Below are 17,352 nucleotides of genomic sequence, written 5' to 3' on the forward strand. Positions count from 1 at the left end.
GCTGGCGACTGCCCTCAGCGTTTGCGTTGTTGTTGTAGGAGCCAATTCAGGCTCAGCCACCAACCCAGTGCCGCGCTGACGGCTCCCGTAATGCTGGAGCCCAGCAGCAAACGGCTGATCACGCTCCATCCCAACTGACTAAAGCCGTCGGGGTTCACGGCATCGAAGCCAGGCCATTCGCGGCCGGGGCCGAGCAGCAGAGCCCCGATCCGGTAGTTGAACCAGTAGAGCGGCAGATAGGTGAAGGGATTGCTGATCCAGGTGCCTGCAGCCGCCAATAAATGGTTTCCACGCACCACACTGGCCAGTGCGATTCCCACCAGTGTCTGCAAACCGAAGATCGGAAAGCAGCCGCAGAAGATCCCGGCTGCAAGCCCACGGGCCCGCTGTCCCGGAGTGCCTTCCTGTTGCCAGATCCATTGCAGACTTTGCTGCAGGCGTCGATGTGCCTTTGTCAGCATCCGGCCCATGGGAGTGTCGGCGGTTCTCGCATGCCATTGAGGATGTGATCGTAGGGAGTGGGCTAGGGGCTGTTGCAGCATCGCGATGCAGGAGATCAACCTGGAGAGGCAAACGATTGCTGCAGTGGCCACGGCAGTGGCTCCCGGCCAGGGCGGCATCGCCGTGATTCGACTGTCGGGCCCTGATGCACAAGGGGCCGTGGGCGAGATCACTTGCTTCCCAGGTGCGCAGCTGTGGGAGAGCCATCGGGTGCTTTACGGCCATGTGCTGGCAGCCGACGGAGTGGAGCGACTCGATGAGGTGTTGGTGCTGGTGATGCAGGCGCCACGGAGTTTTACCGCTGAAGACGTGGTGGAAATCCATTGCCATGGCGGTGTGATGGCTGTGCAGCGGGTCATGGCCCGTGTGCTGGAACAGCCAGGGATTCGCCGAGCATTGCCCGGTGAATTCAGTCAGAGAGCCGTCCTGAACGGGCGCCTCGATCTCACGCGTGCTGAGGCGATCGGCGATCTGGTGGGCGCACGCAGCCAGCGTGCTGCGCAGCTGGCGATGGCAGGGGTGGATGGCGGTATTCAGCGTCGAATCCAGATGTTGCGCGAATGTTTGCTGGATCAGCTCAGTGAGTTGGAGGCCAGGGTTGATTTTGAGGATGACCTGCCTGCACTTGATGCTCAGGCGCTGCTGATAGCTCTGCAGTCGGTTCGCGACCAGCTGCTTCAACTGGTCGCCGATGGTGAGCGCAGTGTTGCTCTTCGCCAAGGATTGCGGGTGGCTCTTGTCGGCAGACCGAACGTGGGCAAGAGCTCACTGCTCAATCGGCTGAGTCGCCGTGAGCGAGCCATCGTGACCGATTTACCCGGCACAACGAGAGACTTGCTGGAAAGCGAAATTGTGTTGGAGGGCGTTCCGATCACGCTGCTCGATACCGCTGGCATCCGCAGCACCAGCGATGCGGTTGAGCAGCTGGGCATCGCACGCAGTCATGACGCCTTGGCCAGTGCCGACCTGGTCGTGCTTCTGTTTGATCTTGCTGACGGCTGGACCGCTGAGGATCAGGATCTGCGAGAGCAGATCCCCGCTGATGTGCCTTATCTGCTTGTGGGAAATAAGGCTGATCTCAGCGATGCTGCGTCTCCCGCTGATGTTCATCTGTCCGCCGTGACAGGGGTGGGGGAAGCGCAGCTGGTGCAGGCGCTTCTGGAGCGATGCGGCGCACTTAGCGATGGCTCCCTGTTGTTGGCGCTCAACCGGAGACAGGTTGACCTGGCACGGGTGGCGGCGGCGGCTCTTGATCGCAGTGAGCAGGTTGCCGCCGATGGACTGCCCTGGGATTTCTGGACGATTGATCTGCGTGAGGCCATTCGCAGCCTTGGCGAGATCACGGGGGAAGAGCTCACCGAATCAGTGTTGGATCGTATTTTTTCCCGCTTTTGCATCGGCAAATGAAGCGCTGCGGGTCAGGTTCGAATGTCGTGCCCGCATGATGGATCCAGTCGGTTGAGCGGGAGGTTCTGGAGTGATCAACGTTGAGCAGCCCCTAGCGACTCCCCGGCTTCAAGCGCAACTCCGGGACTGGCTGGCTGAGGATCTTGGCCGCGGCGATCTCACCGCGCCCGCCCTCGGACGTCGGCGTGCTCAGGCAAGTTGGATCGCCAAGCAGGACGGTGTGTTTTGCGGTGGCAGCCTTGCTCTGCGGTTGTTCCGCCTGTTGGATCCCGAGCTCGAGGCGGAGTGTCTTGTTGCCGAGGGTGCTGCAGTGCAAACCGGTGACAGCCTGCTCCGTCTCAATGGCCAGGCCAGTGCTCTTGTGGGTGCTGAACGGACGGCGCTGAATTTGGCGATGCGTCTCTCCGGTATCGCCACGGCTACGGCAGCACTGGTGAGAGAACTGCAGGGAAGCGGAGTGCGCCTGGCTGACACGCGCAAGACCACGCCGGGACTGCGTGAACTCGAGAAGTACGCCGTGCGTATGGGCGGAGGTCTCAATCACCGAATGGGCCTGGACGACGCAGCCATGCTCAAGGAGAACCATCTGGCCTGGGCGGGTGGCATAGAAGCTGCGATTGCAGCTGTGCGGGCCTCAGCTCCATGGCCGGCGAGGGTGATTGTGGAAGCCGAAACCGAGCAAGAAGCCTCGAAGGCCGTGATTGCTGGAGCCGATGGTGTGCTGCTGGATGAGTTCACGCCTGAGCTGCTGAGCAGCCTGGTGCCCAGATTGCGCCAGCTGGCCGTTGAGCGAACTGCCTCAGGGGCTGTGATTCTTGAAGCCTCCGGAATTCAGCCCGGTGATTTGCGCGCCTATGCCGCCACAGGAATCGATCTGATCTCCACCAGTGCTCCGGTTACGCGCAGCCGCTGGCTGGATCTGAGCATGCGTTTTGCACCCGCCGGGGGATGATCAGGGCTCGCCAAGCCCGTTGATCCCTTCATGCTGCGCATTGCCCACTCCCTGGATCAACAGTTGCGTGCGGCCATGGATAGTGCCTTCCCTGAGGCCGCCAACGAGTCGAGGCAGGCCGGGCGTCCGTTGGATCCCCAGCTTGTTGCTGCGAGCAAGCCCGAATTCGGGGACTTTCAGGCCAATGGTGCCCTGGCTTTGGCCAAACCACTCAGTCAGGCTCCGCGCCAGATTGCCGCGGCGATTGTGGAACAGCTGCAACACGACCCTGCGTTCACCGCGCTTTGCCTCGAACCCCAGATCGCAGGGCCTGGCTTCATCAACCTCACCATTCGATCGGAGTGTCTCGCTGCTGAGGTGGCATCTCGGCTCGGTGATGAGCGGCTTGGCGTTTCTCCTGTCAAGGATTCAGCGCCGGTGGTGGTGGACTTTTCCAGTCCCAACATTGCCAAGGAGATGCATGTGGGCCATCTGCGCTCCACGATCATCGGTGACTCTTTAGCCCGAGTGCTGGAGTTCCGTGGGCATCCAGTGCTGCGGCTCAACCATGTGGGCGACTGGGGCACCCAGTTCGGGATGCTGATCACCCATCTCAAGCAGGTGGCTCCCGAAGCACTCGACACTGCTGATGCCATTGACCTCGGCGACCTCGTCGCCTTTTACAGGGAAGCCAAGAAGCGTTTTGACGATGATGAAGTGTTTCAGACCACATCCCGCGAGGAAGTGGTGAAGCTGCAGGGAGGGGATCCTCTGTCGCTCAAAGCCTGGAGGCTCCTCTGTGACCAGTCGCGGCGCGAGTTTCAAAAGATTTACGACCGGCTCGACATCCGCCTCACCGAACGCGGTGAGTCGTTTTACAACCCCTTCCTGCCGTCGGTAATCGATGGGCTGAAGCAGGTCGGTCTGCTGGTCACCGACCACGGAGCAGAGTGCGTCTTCCTGGAAGGGGTCAGCGGCAAGGACGGCAAGCCGCTACCAGTGATCGTGCAAAAGAGTGATGGGGGCTTCAATTACGCCACAACCGACCTGGCGGCGATTCGTTACCGGTTCGCAGCGGCTCCTGATGGTGATGCAGCCCGACGGGTGATCTACGTGACTGATTCCGGACAGGCCAATCATTTTGCGGGAGTGTTCCAGGTGGCTGAGCGTTCCGGTTGGATTCCCGACGGCTCTCGCCTGGAGCATGTGCCCTTCGGATTGGTCCAGGGAGAAGACGGCAAGAAGCTCAAGACCCGGGCCGGTGACACCGTGCGTCTTCGCGATCTGCTCGATGAGGCGGTGGAGCGCGCTGAAGCGGACCTGCGTTCGCGCCTCAAGGAAGAAGAGCGCAGTGAACCTGAAGACTTCATCAACCACGTGGCCAGCACCGTTGGTCTGGCAGCGGTGAAATATGCCGATCTCAGTCAGAACCGGATCACCAATTACCAATTCTCGTTTGATCGGATGTTGGCCCTGCAGGGAAACACGGCCCCTTATCTGCTGTATGCACTGGTGCGAATCGCCGGAATCGCTCGTAAGGGTGGTGATCTGGATGTATCAACGGCTCAGCTGCAGTTCAGTGAGCCCCAGGAGTGGGCTCTGGTGCGTGAACTCCTCAAGTTCGATGCAGTGATTGCCGAGGTGGAGGAGGAGCTGCTTCCCAATCGTCTCTGCAGCTATCTATTTGAGCTCAGCCAGGTGTTCAATCGCTTCTATGACCAGGTACCGGTGCTCAAGGCAGAGCCAAAAGCGTTACCGTCAAGATTGGCACTATGCCGTTTAACCGCTGACACCTTGAAGGCGGGTCTGGGCTTGCTTGGGATTGCAACCCTGGAGCGGATGTGATGAGTCGCTGGTTGGCTCAACTCCGTCTGCACTCTTGGCCGCTTGCCCTTGGATTGCTGCTGTCGCTGGGGCTGCTCGTTGCCGAGCCAATCATTGTGGATTTCTTTCAGAAAGGCCACTACAACTGGGTTTCGCTGCACTCCTTGGCCATTGCCAAGCACAGCGATCTGGTGGGTGGGGGCGTGGGTTTTTCGTGTGCCGCGATTCGACCTGATGGCCAGCTCTGGTACGACTATTTCAATCGCTATCCATTGCCGTTTGCCCTGCTCAGTCACTGGGTTCTTGCTCCCTGGTCCGGCGATGCCGCCGCTTGGATGTATTCGGCTCGGCAGTGGATGAATCTGATCTTCATCGCAACGGGCGTGGCGTTGTGGTGGTGGTTGCGTGCCATGTGCTTTTCGCGTTCCGTTGCGATGGCAGCGCTTCTGCTCACCGGTGCTGCTCCAGTGGTGCTGCAGTACCGAAGCATGTTTCATTTCGATCAGCCGGCGCTGTTGGCTTATTCACTGCTGCTGCTGGTGGTGGTGCGCAAGCTGCTGGTGCCCCATCCCGATGTGCGTTGGTACTGGGGAATGCTGATGATTGCGGCCTTGTCTGGCCGTTCGGCCGTGGTCCTGATCTTTTCCCTGATTTTGCCGCTGACGTTGACCGTGTTCCGATCCCCCAAGCCGTCCGGTTCGATCTGGCTTGGTGTGCCACTCGCCTTCGGCTCGGTTTTGGTTGGAACCGCTTACAACGTGCTCTGGGAGATGCGACTCAACCAGGTCAGCTGGTCGCAGACCTCGGTGGTGCAGTCGGCATTCCGTCGTCTTGCTTTGAGTGGTGAAGGGTTTGAACCTCGTCACTTGGAGCGCACGCGTTGGTTAGGCGGAGCGCTTCCAAAAATGGCCTCCCATCTCAGTCAATATCTGTTGCCGCTTTTGACGGTGTTGGGGCTGCTGTTGTTGATCTGGTGTTTTGTGCGGTTGACCGCCCATTCGTTCCCAATAGGTGCTCCTCCAGCCGAAGGCTTGTGGTCCGTCAATTCCCCCCGTCAGCTCCTGCTCTGGAGCACAGGACTGACGTCACTGATCTGGGTGGTGGTGATGAAAAACCTATTTGTGTTTCATGTCTACGCCGGCATGGTGGTCCTGCCGTTCTTGCTGTTTTGCATGGCCGTTGTGCTGGAGCATATGGTCGTACTCACGTCTGGATGGGCTGAAATCAGCGCCCGGTCTCTGAATCAAGCACTGGTGTGTGCTTCCGTTTCGGTGTTTCTTCTGGTTCTTGTTCTGGGTCCCTCTGCGGCGCAGCGTCCTGATCAGGAGCGCAGGCTTGTGCTGGAGGGGTTTTTCAAGGAATTGGCTGAGTACCAAGCGTTATCCCCAGCTCTGCCTCTGGTGGTGAAAAACAATGATTGGTTCCCTCGGTCGCCCTATGCCCAGTGCGCGCTGCTTGATGGTCCGTTCCTGTTTGAGCCACCGAAACAAGGCACCCCAACACCTCAGCCACCGTCGTTTCCCTCCAAACTCTGAATGAACTCGTGACCGCTCTACCGAAGCTGCTGCTGCTCGCCACCGGGGGCACCATCGCCGGACGAGCGAGTGACGTGACTTCCTTGAATCACTACTCAGCAGGTGTCATCACTGCTGAGGAGTTATTGCAATCGCTGCCCCAGCTGAAGCGGCTTGCTGCAATTGAGGTGGAGCAGATTGCCAATGTTGATAGTGCGGATCTGACCTTCGCCCATTGGCAACGGCTGGTGACCCGGTTACGTGATGTCCTTGCTGCTGATTCCGATCTTGCTGGAGTGGTGATCACCCATGGCACCAACACGCTGGAGGAAACGGCCTGGCTGCTGCAGTTGCTGATCGATGACCCGCGGCCGGTGGTGCTGGTGGGGGCGATGCGGCCGGCAACGGCACTGAGTGCTGATGGCCCTCTCAATTTGTTTCAGGCCATGCAGGTGGCCAAAGCGCCGGAGTCCCGAGGGCACGGGGTGCTTGTGGTGATGGATGGCTGGATCCATGCAGCTCGCGAGGTCACCAAGGTCGCAACTCAGGGGGTTGGTGCCTTTGAAAGCTCTGGTATCGGCCCCTTGGGTTGGGTGGACGATGCGGGAGTGCACCTGCCTCAATCGCAGTCAGCCCGCCCTGCTCCATTCTCAGGCCTTCAGCTTGCCGAGGCCTGGCCCCAGGTGGCGATTCTGCATGGTTGTGTTGAGCCTCCGTCGGCCCTGATTCCTGCCCTGCTTTCGGCGGGTGTCCGGGGTCTTGTGTTCACGGGCACCGGGGCTGGCCAGCTGTCGGCGCTCGAACGCTGTGCTCTTGAAGACTGGCCAGGTCCACTGCCGCTCATGCTCAGGGCGAATCGCTGTGGTTCCGGGCCGGTGCATCGTGATGAGAAATTTGCCCGTCTTGGCCTTTTGCCCGCCGGGCGGCTCAGTCCCCCGAAAGCGCGAGTGCTGTTGCTGCTGGCTCTGATGGCTGGTTTGGACAGAGCCCAACTCTCCAACTTGATCTGAAGGCTGCATGCCTTGGTTGACCGCGGCTCATGAGGAACAGCTGTAGTGCGAGATGCCTCCGGCGTTGAAGAATTCCTCAGGTTTCAGTTGGTCGTAGCGGGCCGCTAATTCCACGGGCAAGGATTCATAGGGCTTGGCAAAGACCCTCTGCAGCTCATGCACCAGGCTGTAATCACCATGGGCTGCTTGTTCATAGGCCGGTGCAATCAGCCATTCACGCCATGTGATGGCGGGATTGGCGAGCTGCATGGATCTGGATGTCTCGCTCAGGTCGCTGTTGCGTTCCAGTTGACCTCGCCACTGTTGCAACCAATTCATCCAGCGTTGATCAATCTGCTGATCGCTGGGTCGATAAAAGCTCCGCTTCAGGGGTGCCACATGTTCAGGGATGGCTGAGAGTTCTCGGAACACCATCGTGTAGTCCGCTGCTGAGTCGACGCATAACTGCAGTAGATCTTCCACCAGCTCTGGGCAGTGGTCGCTGAGGCCAAGCTTGCGTTGCCACATGCTGTCGAGAGCCTCCTGCATCGCGGCTTTGAAACCCTCCTCAAGACTCTCGAGGCGAGTCATGACCTCCGGGTGATCATGCAGCAACGGCTTCAGGGCTGACACGAACATCTGATAGTTCTTGCTTGCAGCCACCGGCTGATTGAAGAAGGCGAAATGCATTCCGCCGCCGGTCCAGGGCTGAAAGCGTGGGTCGAACAGTTCGCAGAATCCGAAGGGTCCGTAATCAAGGGTGAAGCCTCCTGCCGCGCAGTTGTCACTGTTGAAGTTGCCCTGGCAATAGCCCACACGGATCCAGTCGGCGACCAGTGCCGTCAGGCGCCCGCGGAACAACTTGGCCAGCTTTACAACCTGTTCGCTGAAGGGCAGTGAGGTCTCAATCTCCGCCTGGTAGTTCCGCTCGATCAGGTGCTGCACGATCATCTGAAGCTCATTGAATGCCTTGGGATGGCTGTTTCTGCGGAAGCGTCTGGCGAACAGCTCCAGCTGCCCCACCCGCAGAAAAGAGGGTGCAACACGGGTGGTTATCGCTGCAGGGTTCTCGACCAGCACATCGGGATCCATGGATCGAGATTGATCCGAATACCAGGGGCGACGCACACTCTCGGCATGGGAGACGTACAGCGTCAGGGAGCGTGATGTGGGAACTCCGAGTGCATGCATAAACTCCTGGGCCAGAAATTCGCGCACACTGGAGCGCAGCACTGCTCGCCCATCAGCACCTCTGCAATAGGGCGTCGGTCCGCCGCCCTTCAGTTGCATCTCCCAGCGGCGCCCTTCGAAAAGACCTTCAAACACGGAGACGGCACGACCATCGCCGTAGCCGTTGCCATTGCCGAATGGACATTGCTGATCGTATTCGGTGCCATAGATCGACAAGGCATAGCCTGTGGCCCACCCATAAGGAAGCATCGCTCCGCGGTTCACGCTGATATCGCCGGAGAACAACCGTCGGAAGCTGTCATCCACGGCCAACCCGTGGTTGAGTCCCAGCTCATCGAACAACGCTTCGCTGTGTGCCACGTATTCCGGAGCTGGCAGAGGCGTTGGTGTGACCGGCACATAGTGCCCAGATTTCACCTGACGTGCCTGGTGATCGTGCCCGTTGACCCTGGCTTCGGGGTCCGGTTTGAGTTGGCTTAGCAAGGAGTAATCGACGTGTTCAGCAAACTCGGCGAAGGTGTCGGTTGAGGAGGATGCGCTCGAGCTGACTGGCATCACATCGGTCACTGCAGTGTTCCCATCATCGGCCTGAATCCACCAGTGTTGGGATGAGAGGGATGTCGATAGCTTGTTGGTTGGCCTTCGTTGGCAAGGTTGATTGGCATGACCGCAGCGACTCCTTCGCCCTTAGCACGCCCTGAGGTTGAGCGCCTCAGGGGTTACAGCGCACCACTGGAGGGACGCCGTGGTTTGCTCCGGCTTGATTTCAACGAGAACACCGTTGGTCCCAGTCCGGCAGTTGCTGAGGTGCTGAGGGATTTTCCGGTTGATCAGATTGCTGTTTATCCCGAATACGACGGACTGCGCGAGGCGGTGATTAGCAATTTGCAGACCTCACCTGCGGGGCTAGCGCATCCTTTGTTGCCGCAGCAGGTGGGTCTGTTCAACGGTGTGGATGCTGCGATTCACGCGGTGATTCACGCCTATGGCGGTCCAGGAGACACCCTGCTTACGACAAGTCCCACCTTCGGCTATTACGCCCCCTGTGCGGCGATGCAGGGAATGGTCCTTCAAGCGGTGCCCCATGCTCTGCCTGGTTTTCGCTTTCCGCTGCAGCAGATTCGCGACGCTCTTGAGCGCCGGCCACGCATTCTGATGCTCTGCAATCCCAACAATCCCACCGGGACTCGGCTCTCTGCAGAGCATGTGCTGCAGCTGGCATCGTCCGCGCCCAACACGCTGGTGGTGGTGGATGAGCTCTACGAAGCCTTCACGGGCGACAGCGTGCTGCCAACGGTGGATTTTGGGCGGCATGGAAATCTGCTGGTGCTGCGTTCCCTCGCCAAGACTTCCGGACTTGCAGGTTTGCGGATCGGTTTTGCATTCGGCCATGCCGATGTGGTTGATCGGGTCTGCCGGATGACCGGTCCTTACGACGTCAACAGCCTTGCTGTGACTGCTGCATTCGCCGCATTGTCAGACCAGTCGTACACCGACAACTATGTGGCCGAAGTGATACGCGCACGTCGCTATTTGGTTAACGAGCTGACGCAATCCGGTGCCGTTTTTCACTGCGACGGCGGTAATTATCTGCTGATATGGCCATCGTCTTCGGCTCAGCAGGTAGAGCAGCAATTGAGGGATGAGGGCATCTTGGTGCGCTCGATGGCCGGCAAGCCGCAGCTCGAAGGATCTCTGCGCGTCAGCATTGGAACCCTGACTCAGATGCAGAAGTTCTGGGCAAGTTACCGACAGCTTGACTCTTGAGCAGATCGTTAGCGCATCACCTCGATCACTGTGCTGTCGTTCAGGCTTCCTGGCAGCGAGAGGGTGGGGCCAACCTGGCGAACTTGTGTACCGCTCATCGCGTCTAAGAAGGGCTGTATTCCGCCTTGGTCACATCCGCTCGGAGCTTCTCCATTCACGTATTGCACGGGAATCACCCGGCGTGGATTCAGCTGTCTGACCACCTCAGCAGCTTCCTCACCGTTGTAAACCTTGCCGCCGCCGCCGACGCCGATGATCAGCACATCAGGGCGACCCAGCAGCACCCTGTCCTCACCGCTGATAGGGGCTGCTGTTCCTCCCAAATGGGCAAAGTTCAGGCCTCCCTGCTGCCAGCGCCAGATTGTGGCGTTGCCGAAACGGCGTCCACCCATGCGGTCATGCGGAGCGGAAAATCCCTCTAGGTCCATACCGCCAACGCGATAGGAGCCCGGCTTGGACAGGTAGGTCCCGCCACCGATTCGTGCTCCCTCATCCGGTAGCTCGGAGCTGGCCAGGGTCACGTTGGCACTGACGCGCGGTTCACTGAGTCCAGTGGCGCAGCCCACGGCCCGGAAGGGGTTTACAAGCACCGACTGGCCGCCGCCACGAATCAGCAGAGCACTGTGCCCGTAGCTGGTGATCGAGACGCCTGCAGCCTGCGCGGTGGTGCTGTTGATTCCGGCCAGGAGGGTTGATGCGGCCAGGGTGGCGATGGCCCGCCCAGGACCCTGGCGTTTCAGGAAGACTGTCATGGGGGAATGCCTGCTGGCAGAGGAAGCTAGCAGTGCTGAATGCGCCCTTCTGCCAGTCGAAGGAAGTTAGCCAGCAGGTTATGACCGGCCTCCGTCAACACGCTCTCTGGGTGGAACTGCACGCCTTGGAGATGGGGGTGCTCACGGTGACGCAGTCCCATCACGGTGCCATCCTCCAGCCATGCAGTGACTTCCAGGCAGTCGGGAAGACTGCTGCGATCAGCAATCAAGCTGTGATATCTGGTGGCGGTGAGTGGCTGAGGCAGGCCAGCGAAGACGCCTTCGCCTCGATGCAGCACTGGAGAGGTTTTGCCATGCATCAGTTGCGCGGCCCGAACTACTTTTCCTCCATAGGCCTGAGCAAGAGCTTGATGGCCAAGGCAAACTCCCAGGGTGGGAATGCTTGGGGACAACTCCTTCAGCACACTCAGACAAACTCCCGCCTGATCAGGATCTCCGGGTCCAGGAGATAAGAGGATGGCATCGGGACTGAGGTCACGGATCTGGGCAACACTGAGCGCATCGTTGCGTTCCACGCGCAGGTCTTCTGCCAGAGGATGCTGAGCCGCTAACTCTCCGAAATACTGCACCAGGTTGAAGGTGAAGCTGTCGTAGTTGTCGATGACCAGGAGCATCGTTCAAAGCCCAAGGCGAAGAATCAGGGGGGGTAGCACCAGCAGCAGGGCAATCACTAGAGAGCTGATGGCCGCTACCAGAACCGCTGCCGCTGCGCAGTCTTTGGCAATCTTGGCCAGAGGGTGGAAGCGACGCCCGATGGCAAGATCAACGACAGATTCGATCGCGGTATTAAGCAGTTCAAGCACCAGCACGGCAGCCACGGTCAGGACCAAAACGGCCAGCTGAATCGCTGGCAACTTCAGCCACAGTCCCAGGAAGAAAACGATGCTGCCGATCCCCAGGTGGATGCGGAAGTTGCGTTGGCTGATGAAGCCGTAACCCAGCCCCTGAGCGGCGTAGCGGAAGCTAGAAGGCAGGTCGCCGGCGATTTTCCAGGCTCCTCTGTGGGCAGCGTGGTGGGCACGGCGGGTGCTGCGCTGGCTGATCTCCTCGGTCAACGGAGTTCCATCGTCAGGTTTCCTCAGTGATTTCATCTGCTGATTCACAGTTGATCTCACCGTGGGATTGAACGATACCGGCCATGGCAACCAGTTGCTCTTGGCATTGCAGCATGGCTTCAAGCCTCGACTCATCGGGATGGTCCCATCCCAGCAAGTGCAGCAGGCCATGGCTCACCAACCAGCAGAGCTCTCGTTCCAAGCTGTGCTCTTGTTCGAGAGCCTGACGTTCTGCAGTCGGTACCGACACGATGATGTCTCCCAGTTCAAGGCTGGGGCAGTTGTCCAGCGGCATGTCAGCTTCCAGTGCTGAAAAGGACAAGACATCGGTGGCCGTGGGCTTATTGCGCCAGCGTGCGTTCAGATCAGTGATCTGAGCATCATCCACAAACTGCAGGCCCAGGCAGATCTCCTCACAGCTCTGAAGTTCCGCTGGGGCGCTGTCGCCACCGTCAGCGATCAGGTGTTGCAGCCAGAGGCGCAGGGTTGATTCCCACACATCTCCCTGGCTGAGTCGCTCCTGGGCTCCAATCCCTTTCCCGGCCTGGATCAGTTGCTCTTCAGCTGGCGTGAAGGCCAGGTCAATCGCAACAGCCCGCGTGCTGCTCACTGGGGCAGTGTTGGACGCCCCAGCCAGGCGACCACAAGGATGAAACCGATGAACCCCGCGGCCGTGAGGCCGAGATGAAACAGGCTCTTGCTGCCCTTGCGGACCATGTTGCGCATGGCCTGTTTGACGAAGCTGGGAGGAGGCGTGGTCGCTGCGCTGTCCTTCGAAGTCTCGATGCCCTCTGGCTTTGAGCTCATGGTCAGCTGTCCTCGTCCTGTCCGGGGCTGTCCACACCTTGACGCAGCAGCGACTGAATGAAGGGGTCGAGATCGCCGTTCATCACACCCTGAACATCGTTGGTTTCCTCTTGGGTGCGCAGGTCCTTGACCATCTGATAAGGGTGAAACACATAATTGCGGATCTGATTGCCCCAGGCGGCCTCCACGATGTCTCCGCGGATGTCGGCGATCTCTGCAGCTCTTTGTTCCTGAGCGATCACCAGCAGCTTCGCCTTGAGCAGGGCCATGGCCTTTTCCTTGTTCTGGAGCTGGGAGCGTTCCTGGGTGCAGCGCACAGCTAATCCTGTGGGAACGTGCAGGATGCGCACAGCGGTTTCCACTTTGTTGACGTTCTGTCCACCGGCTCCGCCGGAGCGGCTGGTGGTCACCTCGAGGTCCTTCTCGGGAATGTCGATGTCGACTTCCTCCTCGAGTTTCGGCATCACCTCGATGCCTGCAAAACTGGTCTGACGCTTGTCGTTGGCATTGAAGGGCGAGATCCGCACCAGGCGATGGGTGCCCTTCTCATTGCGCAGATAGCCGTAGGCGTAGCGGCCCTCGATCTCGATCGTGGCGCTCTTGATGCCTGCTTCCTCACCTTCGCTGAGTTCGTCAACCGTGACCTTCATGTCATGGTCCTCGGCCCAGCGCGTGTACATCCGCAGCAGCATCTGAGCCCAGTCCTGGGCATCGGTGCCACCCGCTCCGGCATTGATGGAGAGGACGGCTCCCTCCTTGTCGTATTCACCGCTGAGCAGGCGTTCCAGCTCCCACCGATCCAGCTCCTTGCGCAGCTGATCAAGGCCTGCCTGGGCCTCCGCAAGCATCTCGTCGTCCGGTTCAAGCTCATACAGCTCAAGAGTGGCCTGGGCATCGCCCACGGCCCCTTGCCATGTGGTCAGCTGCAGCAGCTGGGCCTTCACTTCATCGAGGCGGCGCATCTGCTTCTGAGCGTTCTGCTGGTCATCCCAGAAATCTGGCTGGGCGGCAAGCTGCTCGAGATCCTGTTGTCTTGCGTTCAGTGCAGGGACGTCAAAGACAGTCCTGGGCATTGCCCAGGCGGTCAGTGAGCTCGGAGAGATCGCGCTTGAAGTCGGTGAGATCGAGCAACGGAGTGCGTTGAACGGAATTTGCGACCCTATCAGTGCGGAATCCAGGCCTGATCGTGGGCCGAGGCGGGAGAGGGAGCGAATGGCCATCGCGATGAAGCGGACTGCCCTGCATAGGATTCAGGATCCATGTTGAGGGCACCATGCCGAGCGTCGAGATCTACACCTGGCGCACCTGCCCCTTCTGTATCCGGGCCAAGCAGCTGTTGGATCGCAAGGGTGTGGCTTACACCGAGCATTCCGTCGATGGCGATGAGCCCGGCCGTGATGCCATGGCCACCCGCGGCGACGGCCGGCGCAGCGTTCCGCAGATCTTCATCGATGAGCGTCATATCGGTGGCTGTGATGACCTGCACGCCCTTGAGCGCGCGGGTGAACTCGATCCGCTGCTCTCCTGAGCCCCCTCTCGCGCCCGCTGTTCATGCGTCATCTGTTCGTGCTGGATCCGTTGGATCGGATCAATCCAGCCAAGGATTCCACTGCTGCATTGATGCAGGCCGCCAGTCGAGCGGCGCTGGAGGTTTGGGTCTGCACTCCTGCGGATCTCATCGCTCTGGGTGATGAACCTCTGGCGATGGCCATGCCGGTTCAACCTGAGCCTTGGATCACTGCCGGGGAGCCTGAAAGGCTGCCGCTGGCCACATTCCAGGTGATCTGGATGCGGAAGGATCCACCGGTTGATGAGGCCTATCTCTATGCCACCCATCTTCTTGATGTCGCAGAGCGGGCCGGTGTTCGTGTTCTCAACCGCCCCGACTCGCTGCGCACTTGGAATGAAAAGCTCGGGGCTCTGCGTTTCAGTCGATGGATGGCTCCCACCCTTGTCTCCGGGAGGGTGAGTGAGCTCAAGTCCTTCGCCCAAGCGCACAGCGACATAGTGCTCAAACCTCTGGGAGGCCGTGCAGGGCTGGGGGTGATCCGTGTGTCCTCCCAGGCGCCAGGCCTGAAGGCCCTATTGGAGTTGGTCACGGAGCAGGAACGACTGCCTGTGATGGCTCAGTGTTTTCTTCCTTCGGTGAGCGAGGGCGACAAGCGCATCCTGTTGGTGGATGGTGAGCCGCTCGGTGCCATCAACCGCAGGCCAGCCGCTGGAGAATTCCGCAGCAATCTGGCGGTTGGTGGTCAGGCTGAAGCCACCGAGCTCACTGAGCGTGAACGACAGATCTGTGCGGCCCTTGCGCCCGCTCTGAGGGCCGAGGGTCTGTTCTTTGTCGGCATCGATGTGATCGGCGGCATGCTCAGCGAGATCAACGTCACCAGTCCCACCGGTATTCGTGAGGTGGAAAGGTTGATGGATCAGCCCCTGGCCGATCAGGTCATCGCATGTCTGCGCGACCTGCTCTGAGCAATCAACATTGGGGTCTGACGATCAGGAAAGGTTTTGCCGAAGAGAGGTCTGCGCTGGGGAACGGTGTGAAGATTGCCGGTCAGTCGATGGATGCCTGCCCCACTCCGCCGCTGATTCCGCGTGAGGTGTTGTTTGGCAATCCGGAGATCATCGGGGTGTCACTCAGTCCCGATGGACGTCGGATCTCTTATCTGGCTCCAAACGAGGGTGTGCTCAATCTCTGGGTTCAGGAGCTCGATGGGGATGCTCCTGCTCGCGTGATCACCCGTCAGCGGGACCGTCCCCAGAGATCAGCGTTCTGGACGGCCGATGGTCGTTATCTGATCTCCTCTCGCGATGGAAATGGTGATGAGAACACCGTTTTGATGAGGATCGACCCTTTTACAGGCCACAAAAAGGATTTAACACCTGTGAGCAAGGTGAAGGCTTTCTTGATCGGAGCTGATCGTGAGGCCCCTTCCGAGCTTGTTGTGGGACTCAATGACCGTGATCCTCGCTATCACGATCTGTACGTGATCGATGTTGACAGCGGAGACAGGCGTTTGCTCTATCGCTCGGCCGATGACGGGAGTCAGGTCAGTGTTGAGTGGCTGAAGGGTGCGTGGCAGCCGGTACTGCGTTCCCAGATCCTCCCGGACGGCAGCAGCAGCTTTGAGTTGCGCCTGCCGGGTGACACCAACTGGCGGCCGTTCATTCAGTTTAATTTCGAAGACACGATCAGCAATTCCGGGCCCAGCGGGTTCACGCGTGATGGCCGTTGGCTGTATGGACAGCTCAGCAGCGGTGAAGATCTCCCCAGGCTGGTGCGTTGGAGTTGTGATCATCTTCGGTCGTGCGGTCTCGACTGCACTCCGGAGGTGGTGCATCGGTCGTCAGCTGGTGCCTTCGCTGTCGAACTCAATGATCTCGAAACGGGGGTTCCCACCGTTCTGAAGGAGGTTGATCTTCGTTCCCGAAGAGTGGTGTTGGATGCGTCCGTCCAAGCTGACATGGACAGGCTCGAGCGGTTGGCTGGTCCCAACGACTTCAGAGTTGTCGATCGCGACCTCGGCAACCGCCGCTGGTTAGTCGCCATCGGTTCGGATCAGCAGGGGACGCAATACTGGCTCTGGGATCGGGAACAGGATGAGATCCGCAAGCTTTTCTCAGTGCAGCCCCGCCTGGACGCCTACGAGCTGGTGTCCATGGAGAGTTTTGATCTCAAGGCTCGGGACGGACGTCGATTGCCTGTTTACCTGAGCAGAACTCCGATTGGCGGGTCAGGGCCGCAACCTCTGGTGCTGCTGGTCCACGGAGGCCCTCAGGCCAGGGATTACTGGGGGTTCAATCCGATTCATCAGCTGCTGGCCAATCGCGGTTATCACGCCCTGAGCGTGAATTACAGAGGATCCACCGGGTTCGGCAAGTCCCATCTTCTGGCAGGAGAGGGCGAGTGGTACTGCCGGATGCAGGATGATCTGGTCGACGCCGTGCGCTGGGCGGTCGCTGAGGGCATCGCCGATCCCGATCATCTTGTAATCATGGGGGCTTCCTATGGGGGCTACGCGGCCCTCTCAGGCCTCACCCGTGATTCCGAGCTCTTTGCCGCCGCCATAGCGGAATTCGGTCCTTCCAATGTGCGTACATTTCTGGATTCGTCACCGCCGTATTGGCAATCAACAACGCTTGTTTTCTTCAAGCGCATGATCGGGGTGGGAAAAGTGAATCTTGATGCCATCTCCCCGATTCAGCACGTGGACCGGATTCAGCGTCCGCTGCTGCTCGGTCATGGCGCCAACGACCCTCGCGTCAAGCTCAGCGAAAGCGAAACAATTGCAGCAGCGATGAAGGAGCGACAGCTTCCGATTGACTTCGTGGTCTTTCCTGATGAAGGGCACGGACTGGTGAATCCGCTCAATGCCTTGGCGATGTACGCGCTGGTGGAAGCTTTCCTCAGGAACCATGTCGGAGGAAGGGCGGAGCCCTTTGGCTCGTCTGTTGATCAGTCTTCCCTGGAGTGGCGAATGCGCTCCTTACCGTCTCCTGAGATCAGATCCAGCTGATCAGCCCCTTGCCGATCAGGTCATCGCTCGTCTGCGCGACCTGCTTTGAACGGTCAACATTGGGGTGTGATGA

At 59.6% G+C, this 17,352-nt stretch carries 18 protein-coding genes; 9 read left to right on the forward strand and 9 right to left on the reverse strand.

Features of this window, described 5'->3' with window-relative positions:
* Nucleotides 1–14: 14 nt before the first annotated feature.
* Nucleotides 15–470 carry a DUF2062 domain-containing protein gene (locus DXY31_RS11230; protein WP_114993855.1) on the reverse strand — a complete coding sequence of 152 codons (456 nt, stop codon included), beginning with the start codon at nucleotides 468–470 and terminating at the stop codon, nucleotides 15–17.
* A gap of 76 nt (nucleotides 471–546) precedes the next feature.
* Here DXY31_RS11230 and mnmE point away from each other — a divergent pair, with 76 nt between their 5' ends.
* The 5 genes from mnmE to DXY31_RS11255 all read left to right on the forward strand — a co-directional run bounded on the left by mnmE (nucleotide 547) and on the right by DXY31_RS11255 (nucleotide 7,187).
* Nucleotides 547–1,908 (forward strand): tRNA uridine-5-carboxymethylaminomethyl(34) synthesis GTPase MnmE, encoded by a 1,362-nt coding sequence (gene mnmE / locus DXY31_RS11235; RefSeq protein ID WP_114993856.1) that lies wholly within the window; start codon nucleotides 547–549, stop codon nucleotides 1,906–1,908.
* 73 nt (nucleotides 1,909–1,981) lie between these two features.
* Nucleotides 1,982–2,860 carry a carboxylating nicotinate-nucleotide diphosphorylase gene (gene nadC, locus DXY31_RS11240; RefSeq protein WP_114993929.1) on the forward strand — a complete coding sequence of 293 codons (879 nt, stop codon included), beginning with the start codon at nucleotides 1,982–1,984 and terminating at the stop codon, nucleotides 2,858–2,860.
* Nucleotides 2,861–2,890: 30 nt separating this feature from the next.
* Complete coding sequence (argS, locus tag DXY31_RS11245; protein WP_114993857.1) at nucleotides 2,891–4,684, forward strand: arginine--tRNA ligase; 1,794 nt, start codon at nucleotides 2,891–2,893, stop codon at nucleotides 4,682–4,684.
* The gene (locus DXY31_RS11250) at nucleotides 4,684–6,198 is read left to right on the forward strand and encodes a hypothetical protein (protein WP_114993858.1); all 1,515 of its coding nucleotides are present in this window, start codon (nucleotides 4,684–4,686) and stop codon (nucleotides 6,196–6,198) included. The genes argS and DXY31_RS11250 overlap by 1 nt, the downstream gene beginning before the upstream one ends.
* A gap of 8 nt (nucleotides 6,199–6,206) precedes the next feature.
* Nucleotides 6,207–7,187, forward strand: a complete 981-nt coding sequence (locus DXY31_RS11255) for an asparaginase (RefSeq protein WP_114993859.1) — start codon at nucleotides 6,207–6,209, stop codon at nucleotides 7,185–7,187.
* A gap of 27 nt (nucleotides 7,188–7,214) precedes the next feature.
* On the opposite strand, the gene DXY31_RS11260 is transcribed toward DXY31_RS11255, so the two are convergent.
* Nucleotides 7,215–8,912, reverse strand: a complete 1,698-nt coding sequence (locus DXY31_RS11260; protein ID WP_114993930.1) for a protein adenylyltransferase SelO family protein — start codon at nucleotides 8,910–8,912, stop codon at nucleotides 7,215–7,217.
* Nucleotides 8,913–9,020: 108 nt separating this feature from the next.
* Here DXY31_RS11260 and DXY31_RS11265 point away from each other — a divergent pair, with 108 nt between their 5' ends.
* On the forward strand, nucleotides 9,021–10,124 hold the full coding sequence (locus DXY31_RS11265) for a histidinol-phosphate transaminase (protein ID WP_114993860.1): 1,104 nt from the start codon (nucleotides 9,021–9,023) through the stop codon (nucleotides 10,122–10,124).
* An 8-nt stretch (nucleotides 10,125–10,132) separates the two neighbouring features.
* Here the strand turns inward: DXY31_RS11265 and DXY31_RS11270 are convergent, their stop codons facing one another.
* From DXY31_RS11270 to DXY31_RS17050, 7 genes are all read right to left on the reverse strand, one after another.
* Nucleotides 10,133–10,876, reverse strand: a complete 744-nt coding sequence (locus DXY31_RS11270; RefSeq protein ID WP_114993861.1) for an MBL fold metallo-hydrolase — start codon at nucleotides 10,874–10,876, stop codon at nucleotides 10,133–10,135.
* Between the two features lie 26 nt (nucleotides 10,877–10,902).
* Nucleotides 10,903–11,511, reverse strand: a complete 609-nt coding sequence (locus DXY31_RS11275; protein WP_114993862.1) for an aminodeoxychorismate/anthranilate synthase component II — start codon at nucleotides 11,509–11,511, stop codon at nucleotides 10,903–10,905.
* 3 nt (nucleotides 11,512–11,514) lie between these two features.
* Entirely contained in the window at nucleotides 11,515–11,988 is a 474-nt protein-coding gene (locus tag DXY31_RS11280; protein ID WP_114993863.1) for a diacylglycerol kinase family protein, read from the reverse strand.
* Nucleotides 11,966–12,562 (reverse strand): rRNA maturation RNase YbeY, encoded by a 597-nt coding sequence (gene ybeY, locus DXY31_RS11285; protein WP_114993864.1) that lies wholly within the window; start codon nucleotides 12,560–12,562, stop codon nucleotides 11,966–11,968. The genes DXY31_RS11280 and ybeY overlap by 23 nt, the downstream gene beginning before the upstream one ends.
* On the reverse strand, nucleotides 12,559–12,759 hold the full coding sequence (locus DXY31_RS11290) for a DUF3285 domain-containing protein (protein ID WP_114993865.1): 201 nt from the start codon (nucleotides 12,757–12,759) through the stop codon (nucleotides 12,559–12,561). The genes ybeY and DXY31_RS11290 overlap by 4 nt, the downstream gene beginning before the upstream one ends.
* Before the next feature lie 2 nt (nucleotides 12,760–12,761).
* Nucleotides 12,762–13,890, reverse strand: a protein-coding gene (gene prfB, locus DXY31_RS11295; RefSeq protein ID WP_114993931.1) for a peptide chain release factor 2 whose coding sequence is annotated in 2 segments (ribosomal slippage) — nucleotides 12,762–13,814 and nucleotides 13,816–13,890 — 1,128 coding nt in all. Because the reading frame shifts where the segments join, the coding sequence is not laid out codon by codon here.
* A complete protein-coding gene (locus tag DXY31_RS17050) occupies nucleotides 13,813–14,004 on the reverse strand; it encodes a hypothetical protein (RefSeq protein ID WP_066909156.1) in 192 nt (63 codons plus the stop codon). Before DXY31_RS17050 ends, prfB begins: the two co-directional genes overlap by 78 nt.
* 28 nt (nucleotides 14,005–14,032) lie before the next feature.
* Between DXY31_RS17050 and grxC the strand changes: the two genes are divergently transcribed.
* From grxC to DXY31_RS11310, 3 genes are read left to right on the forward strand one after another with little or no spacing between them, the layout of a single operon-like run.
* Nucleotides 14,033–14,287 carry a glutaredoxin 3 gene (gene grxC / locus DXY31_RS11300; protein WP_114993866.1) on the forward strand — a complete coding sequence of 85 codons (255 nt, stop codon included), beginning with the start codon at nucleotides 14,033–14,035 and terminating at the stop codon, nucleotides 14,285–14,287.
* Nucleotides 14,288–14,310: 23 nt separating this feature from the next.
* Nucleotides 14,311–15,234 (forward strand): glutathione synthase, encoded by a 924-nt coding sequence (gene gshB, locus DXY31_RS11305; RefSeq protein ID WP_114993867.1) that lies wholly within the window; start codon nucleotides 14,311–14,313, stop codon nucleotides 15,232–15,234.
* On the forward strand, nucleotides 15,213–17,279 hold the full coding sequence (locus DXY31_RS11310) for a S9 family peptidase (RefSeq protein WP_244279725.1): 2,067 nt from the start codon (nucleotides 15,213–15,215) through the stop codon (nucleotides 17,277–17,279). Before gshB ends, DXY31_RS11310 begins: the two co-directional genes overlap by 22 nt.
* Nucleotides 17,280–17,352: the final 73 nt, after the last annotated feature.

Origin of the sequence: Synechococcus sp. UW179A, from assembly GCF_900473965.1 — a bacterium.
Classification (GTDB): Bacteria; Cyanobacteriota; Cyanobacteriia; order PCC-6307; family Cyanobiaceae; genus Synechococcus_C.